Raw genomic sequence first — 6,295 nt, 5'->3', positions numbered from 1 at the left:
CCGCGCCGCCTTGCCCCACTGGCTCCACATGTACAACCATCACCGACACCACACCGCCATCGGCGGCCCACCCGCCAGCCGCGTACCCAACCTCTCCGGACACAACATCTAGGAGAGTTAGGGCGCTATTTCAACCCTAGGTCTCCTAGATTTCGAAGTCTCGACCCCTGGGCTGGTTACGCCGCGTCAGGATGGCCCAGGTAGGGCCCGCGAAGACCCCTCTCGGGGCTTGTCCCGCGGACCTGGCAGTGGACGGCCGGGGATTTCGGCGAGCCCTGGCGAGCCGCCGGCCGGGAACGGTGCCCGCGGGAGCATACGGCCTACAGCTGACGCGGACATGGGCAAATATGCCTCTAAGCAACGCCACGACGGGCGGTGACCCTGACCCCGAAGGGCCTCTAGGAGACCCCTGATTAATGCGGACAGTGTCTTCAAGAAGGCCCTGACCCGAACCCCTCTCCAGCCGTGTCGCGGTCGAGGAAGAGGGCGGCGCGGCATGATGTGGGCTATGGGTGGCGTGCTGGCGGGGTTGGCGGCGGGGCGGCGGGAGGAGCTGCTCGACGACCTCAACTACCTCAACCTGGGGGAGATCCGGGCGTTCTGCGAGCGGCACGCCATCCCGTACCGGATCGTCGCGGGGGCGAAGGTCACGCGGGACACCGACCGTAAGCCGGTGATCCTGCGGCGGGTGCGCCATTTCCTGACGACCGGGGAGGTGCTCGGCGCCACGCGGCTGGCGGCGGAGATCGTGCGGCCGGGTGGGCCACCGGCGGAGTTGCGGGAGTCCGACCGGCTCTACTACCGGTGGTACAACAAGACCTACGAGCCGGTGACGCGGCTGCTGGCCGAGCTGACCGGCGGGCGGTTTCGCGATGGCGCGCTCGCCCGCGTGCTCGTCATGGAGTTCTGGACGGCGGGGGAGGCGCCGACGTTCCGGGAGTTCGCCGACGCGTGGGTCGCGGCCGACGACGAGCCGCGCCGGCTGCTGTCCGATGAGTATGCGTACCTCACCGATCTACAGCGCGGCGCGGCCGGTCCGGACTGGAAGCTCGAGCGCCGGCGGCGGGCCGAGCGCTTTCTGTCCACTATGGACACGCTCACCGGGTAGCCGCGACCGGTACCCGATCCTCGGTCTCCTCGGCGACCACCTCGACCGGCGCGGGCTGGTCGGCGCGGCGGAGGACGGCCAGGCAGACGGCCGCGAGCGTCACGAAGATGGCCGCGCCCACGCCGCTCACCACGTTCAGGCCGGAGGTGAACGCGTCCTGGGCCAGGTCGAGCAGGTCGGCCCGCTGGGTGGCGGTGGCCGCGACCGCCAGGCTCTCGTTCATCGCCGCCGCCAGGTCGCTCGGCAGGCCGGTGGGCAGGCCGTCGGCGACCTCGCCGCGGTAGACGAACGTGGCCAGGCTGCCCAGGGTGGCGATGCCGACCGCGATGCCGAACTCGCCGCTGGTCTCCATCACCGCGGCCGCCGAGCCGGCCTTCTCCGGCGGGGTGGCGCCCATGATGATGTTCGCGGTGAGGGCCATCGGGAGGCTCATGCCGGCGGCGGCGAGCGCCAGGCCGCCGATCAGCCAGGTCACGCCGTCCTCGGTCGGCACCCGGGCCATCATGACGAAGCCGGCGGCCGAGATGACCAGGCCGGCCGCGACCACGCTCGACGTGCGGAAACGCTGGGCCAGCCGCGGCGCGATCTGGAAGCCGGCGATCATCGCGATGTTCTGCGGGATCAGCCACAGACCCGCGGTCAGCGGCGAGAAACCCTCGACCAGCTGGAGGTACATGGAGGTGACCAGGCTGACGCCGGCCATTACCAGGCCGCCGAACCACATGGTGGACAGCGCGGCGCTGAACCTGCCGTTCGTGAACAGCCGCAGGTCGAGCAGCGGGTGCTCCAGCGTGCGCTGCCGCCGGACGAACGCCACACCGAACGCGATGCCAGCGGCGGTCGCGGCCAGGGCGGTGGTGTGCAGGCCGTCGCGGGCGATGCTCTTCAGGCCGTAGATGACCGGCAGGATCGCGGCCAGCGACAGCGCCACGCTCGCCATGTCGAGGCGGCCGGCGTGCGCGTCGCGGTACTCGGGCAGCACGACCGGGCCGAGCACGAGCAGCAGCACCATGACCGGGATGCCGAGCAGGAACGCCGAGCCCCACCAGAAGTGCTCCAGCAGCGCGCCGCCGACCAGCGGCCCGACCGTCATGCCGCCCATGAAGCAGGCGAACCAGATGGCGATGGCCTGGCCCATCTGCTTGGGGTCCGGAAACATGTTGCGGATCAGGGCCATCGTCGACGGCGCCAGCGTCGCGCCGGCCACGCCGAGCAGGGCGCGGCTCGCGATGAGCATCTCGGCGCTGGTCGCGTAGGCCGCCGCGACGGAGGCCACGCCGAACGCGGCCGCACCGATCAGCAGCAGGCGCCGGCGGCCGATGCGGTCGCCCAGCGTGCCCATCGTGACCAGGAAGCCGGCCAGCAGGAACGAGTAGATGTCGAGGATCCACAGCTGCTCGGTGCTCGACGCGCCCAGGTCACGGCTCAGGTTGGGCAGCGCGAGGTAGAGCACGCTGACGTCCAGGGACAGCAGCAGGGTGGGCAGGGCCAGGATCGCGAGGCCAAACCAGGCGCGGCGGGTCGCCGTCTCAGCAGTCGATGTGTTCATGCCCGGTATGACGGACCGGGCGCGGCAAACTCATCGGACCGGATGGGTGAGCGGCACCGGCGCGGGGCGTTCCACGGTGGTGGTGAGGTTGATCCGGCGCCCCTCGGCGGCCGAGTCGAGCAGCGCGGTCATTACCTCCAGCACGTGCAGGGCCAGCTCGCCGCTCGCGCGGCCGTCCGAGGTGACGAGGTCGACCAGGCCGACGCCGCGGCCGGCGCCCACGTAGCCGGCGGAGGGCTTGAGGGGGCGCCATTCGCTGCCGCCCAGCTCGAACAGGCGGGTCTCGCCCTCGAAATGGTTGGGGTCGGGGACGGACAGCGTGCCGGTCTCGCCGTGCACCTCGATCGGCACGGCGGCCGTCTCCACGCTGTCGAAGCTCGTCGTGATCGTGGTGAGCGCGCCGTTGGCGTGTTCGAGCACCCCGCTGACGTGGCTGTCGACCTCGACCGGGATCCGCTCGCCGGCACGCGGCCCCGAGCCGATGACCCGCTCCCCGCGCAGCCGGCTCGCCGCGCCGGTCACCGCGCGGACCGGGCCGAGCAGGTGGACCAGCGCCGTGATGTAGTACGGCCCCATGTCCATCAGCGGGCCGCCGCCGGCGACGTAGTAGAAGTCGGGGTTGGGGTGCCAGCGCTCGTGGCCGGGCGTCACCATCACGGCGGACGCGGCGATCGGGCGCCCGATCAGGCCGGCGTCGACGGCGGCGCGCGCCGTCTGGATGCCCGTACCGAGCACCGTGTCCGGGGCGCATCCCACCCGCAGGCCGGCCGCGACGGCCGCGTCGACGATCGACCGGCCGCCCGGGAACGTGACCGCGAGCGGCTTCTCCGCGTACACGTGCTTGCCCCCGGCGATCGCGGCCAGCGCGATGTCGGCGTGCGCCGCCGGGATGGTCAGGTTGAGCACCGTGTCGACGCCCGCGCCGTCGAACAGCCGCTCGACGCTCACCGCCTCCACCCCCGGGAACTCGGCCGCGACCGCCTCGGCCCGGGCGGCGTCGAGGTCGGCCACCGCGGTCACGCGGACGTCGGGGTGGCCGACGAGCGTGTTCAGGTACTGCCGGGAGATGACGCCGAGACCTACGATGCCGACGCGGTGCGGCTCGCCCACAGGATGCCCCTCTCGATGACGGTGCGCACGCTCGGGTGCTCCAGCACGTCGAGGCTGTGCCCCGGCGTGGTGACGACGACGCGGCCGGCGCCCCAACGCCGGGTCCAGATCGCCGGCGAGGTGATCGGCCGGTGCCAAGGGTGCCACGGCTGGGTCGGGTGGGTGGTGGTGGCCAGCACGTCGATCAGGTCGTCGTGCAGCACCCAGTACTGCTCGGTGACCAGGTCGAAGTCCTCGACACCGGCGGTGACCGGGTGCTCCCGGCCCAGGGCGGTGAGGTTCACCGTGTACGGCAGGTAGTTGTCCTCCTGCCCGCCCTGCCGCTCGCACGGCTCCTTGCCCGGGTGGGTGGCGAACTGGCCGCCGACCAGCTGGAGGTAGTCGGAGGAGGCGCGGTAGGAGTCGACGATGCCGCCGTGCCAGCCGGTGAGGCCGGTGCCCGCCTCGACCGCCGCGCGCAGACCGGCCACCTGGTCGCCGGTGATCTCCGACATCGTCACGCACTGGAGGACCAGGTCGGTGGCGGCCATCTCACCCGCGTCGGCGTACACCTCGGGTGACTCCTCGACGCGCACGGCGTAGCCGGCGCGTTCCAGGAACGGGATGAACATCTCGGTGGCCTTGACCGGCTGGTGCCCTTCCCACCCGCCGCGGACCACGAGAGCCTTCAACGTCACGGTCGACCCCCTCGAAACTGCTTGGCGACGAGCGCGAGCAGCGCGTCGTGCGTCTCTTGGTCGGCGGCGGCGAGTAGGCCGCCGGCGCCCTCGCCGACCGGCTCCCCGCGCAGGCCGGTGACCACGCAGCCGGCCGCCCGGCAGATGGCCACCGGGGCGGCGAAGTGCACGTTGTCGGTCAGGTCGCTGTCGCTCAGGTACGCGGCCCGGCGCCCGGCCGCGACCCACGCCAGCGCCAGCGTCGTCGACGTTACCCGCACCCCGAAGCGCTGGGTGAACGCCAGGTCGCCGAGCAGCCGCACCGCGCGGAAGCCGGGCCCGTTGGCGAACGGCGGATCCAGGTCGACGTCGACGAGCGGGACGGTGGCGGTGGGCGTGAGTGGGTTTTGGTCTTGGCCTCGGCGTATGCGCGCCGTGGTGCCGTCGGTCCAGAAGACCTCGCCGCTGAACGGGTCGGCCGACGCCGCCGCGGTCACCTCCCCGCCGGTACGCAGGGCGACGTTGACCGAGGCGAGCGGGGTGTGCGCGGCGAAGTTGAGCGTGCCGCAGAGCGGGTCGACGAGCCACACCCGGCCGGTGCCCGGATCGCCCGCGCCGCCGGACTCCTCGGCGAGCACCGCGTCGTCCGGGCGGGCGGCCCGCAAGACGTCGAGGATCGCTTTCTCGGAGTCGAGGTCGGCGGCGGTGGCGAAGTCGTTGCCGGACTTGACGAACCGGTCGAGCGGCTGGCCGAACCTGGCCCGCACCACGGCCGCACCCGCCTCCGCCGCGGCGATGGCGAGCTCCGCGTCAGACATTCGTAGATCATATCCGGCGCCCCGGGCCGAGGGTTGGGTGGTCCAGGTTCTGGACCTCGACCGCGGCCGACGGTTGATCAGCGGGGGGTGGCGCGCGGCACCGGATCATCCACCGCGGACACCGGACCGTCCGCCTCGCCGCCGACCGGCTACCGGAGCTCGTCCCACCCACCTATGTGGACCCGCGGCAGGAGCGATCTCGGGGGTGGGGGAGGGAGACGGAGGGGGCCGGCCACCCCGGCCGGCCCCCTCCAACCCCTCCCGTCAGGACCGGGCGGCCGCGACGATCACGTCGGCCGCGGCGTCCGGCCGCGACATCATCGCCACGTGCGAGGCGTTGACCTCCCTGGTACGGGCACCGGCGCGCTCGGCCATGAAACGCTGGGCGGCCGCCGGGATCACCTGGTCCTGCTTGGCGACGAGGTACCACGACGGGATCGCCTTCCAAGCCGGCGGGCCGGACGGCTGCTGGAGCGTGGCCAGATCGCCGGGGCGCTGGGTGGCCGCCATGACCGCCGTCGTGCTGGCCGGCAGGTCGGCCGCGAAGACCTCCCGGAAGACGCTCGCCTTGATGTAGCCGTCGAAGGTCTCCGGGCCGGTGGGCCGGATGTCGAGCGCTTCCAAGCCGAGCCGGCTGCCGGGAAACTTCGTCTGTAGCGCGACGAGCGGCTCACCCTGGTCGGGTGCGAACGCCGCGATGTACACCAGCGCCTTGACGTTGGGGTTGCCGGTGGCCGCGTTGGTGATGACGATCCCGCCGTACGAGTGTCCAACCAGGACGATCGGTCCGCTGACGCTCGCCAGCACGCTGGCGATGTACGCCGAGTCCGACGGGACGCCGCGCAGCGGGTTGGCCGGCGCGATCACCGGGTAACCCTTGCGGTGCAGGCGCTTGACGACCTCGCCCCAGCCGGAGGCGTCCGCGAAGGCGCCGTGCACGAGCACGACAGTCGGCTTGGGTCCGTGCGAGCCCGTCGCCGCGGACGCCGCCGGCGTGGCCAACAGGCCGGTGGCGGTCAGCAGCAGCACGAGCGCGGTCACGAGTCTTCTCATG

General features: G+C 72.4%; 6 protein-coding genes and 1 pseudogene. 2 read left to right on the top strand and 5 right to left on the bottom strand.

Translation table 11 applies throughout. From position 1 onward, the window contains the following. Positions 1-112, top strand: a pseudogene (locus ACTMTJ_RS20200) (IS481 family transposase); the annotation flags it as partial. Positions 113-508: 396 nt separating this feature from the next. Beyond that, a complete protein-coding gene (locus tag ACTMTJ_RS20195) occupies positions 509-1,108 on the top strand; it encodes a hypothetical protein (protein WP_441218767.1) in 600 nt (199 codons plus the stop codon). On the opposite strand, the gene ACTMTJ_RS20190 is transcribed toward ACTMTJ_RS20195, so the two are convergent. The 5 genes from ACTMTJ_RS20190 to ACTMTJ_RS20170 all read right to left on the bottom strand — a co-directional run bounded on the left by ACTMTJ_RS20190 (position 1,098) and on the right by ACTMTJ_RS20170 (position 6,294). Further along, positions 1,098-2,657 carry an MFS transporter gene (locus ACTMTJ_RS20190; protein ID WP_441218765.1) on the bottom strand — a complete coding sequence of 520 codons (1,560 nt, stop codon included), beginning with the start codon at positions 2,655-2,657 and terminating at the stop codon, positions 1,098-1,100. The two genes, ACTMTJ_RS20195 and ACTMTJ_RS20190, sit on opposite strands and share 11 nt — an antisense overlap. Before the next feature lie 30 nt (positions 2,658-2,687). Then, on the bottom strand, positions 2,688-3,767 hold the full coding sequence (locus ACTMTJ_RS20185; RefSeq protein WP_441218763.1) for a Gfo/Idh/MocA family protein: 1,080 nt from the start codon (positions 3,765-3,767) through the stop codon (positions 2,688-2,690). After that, a complete protein-coding gene (locus tag ACTMTJ_RS20180; RefSeq protein WP_441218761.1) occupies positions 3,737-4,444 on the bottom strand; it encodes a ThuA domain-containing protein in 708 nt (235 codons plus the stop codon). The genes ACTMTJ_RS20185 and ACTMTJ_RS20180 overlap by 31 nt, the downstream gene beginning before the upstream one ends. Continuing rightward, entirely contained in the window at positions 4,441-5,241 is an 801-nt protein-coding gene (locus ACTMTJ_RS20175) for an inositol monophosphatase family protein (RefSeq protein WP_441218759.1), read from the bottom strand. Before ACTMTJ_RS20175 ends, ACTMTJ_RS20180 begins: the two co-directional genes overlap by 4 nt. Before the next feature lie 264 nt (positions 5,242-5,505). After that, positions 5,506-6,294, bottom strand: a complete 789-nt coding sequence (locus tag ACTMTJ_RS20170; RefSeq protein ID WP_441218757.1) for an alpha/beta fold hydrolase — start codon at positions 6,292-6,294, stop codon at positions 5,506-5,508. Between the last annotated feature and the right edge of the window lies 1 nt (position 6,295).

The organism is Phytohabitans sp. LJ34, assembly GCF_052068095.1.
In the GTDB taxonomy this organism is placed as follows: domain Bacteria; phylum Actinomycetota; class Actinomycetes; order Mycobacteriales; family Micromonosporaceae; genus Phytohabitans.
This window is presented reverse-complemented; position numbering and strand designations above follow the sequence as displayed.

Bases quoted from the DNA above. Each gene is read 5' to 3' on its own strand.
- ACTMTJ_RS20170 (WP_441218757.1), bottom strand. From the start codon at position 6,294: ATGAGAAGACTCGTGACCGCGCTCGTGCTGCTGCTGACCGCCACCGGC.
- ACTMTJ_RS20175 (WP_441218759.1), bottom strand. From the start codon at position 5,241: ATGTCTGACGCGGAGCTCGCCATCGCCGCGGCGGAGGCGGGTGCGGCC.
- ACTMTJ_RS20190 (WP_441218765.1), bottom strand. From the start codon at position 2,657: ATGAACACATCGACTGCTGAGACGGCGACCCGCCGCGCCTGGTTTGGC.
- ACTMTJ_RS20195 (WP_441218767.1), top strand. From the start codon at position 509: ATGGGTGGCGTGCTGGCGGGGTTGGCGGCGGGGCGGCGGGAGGAGCTG.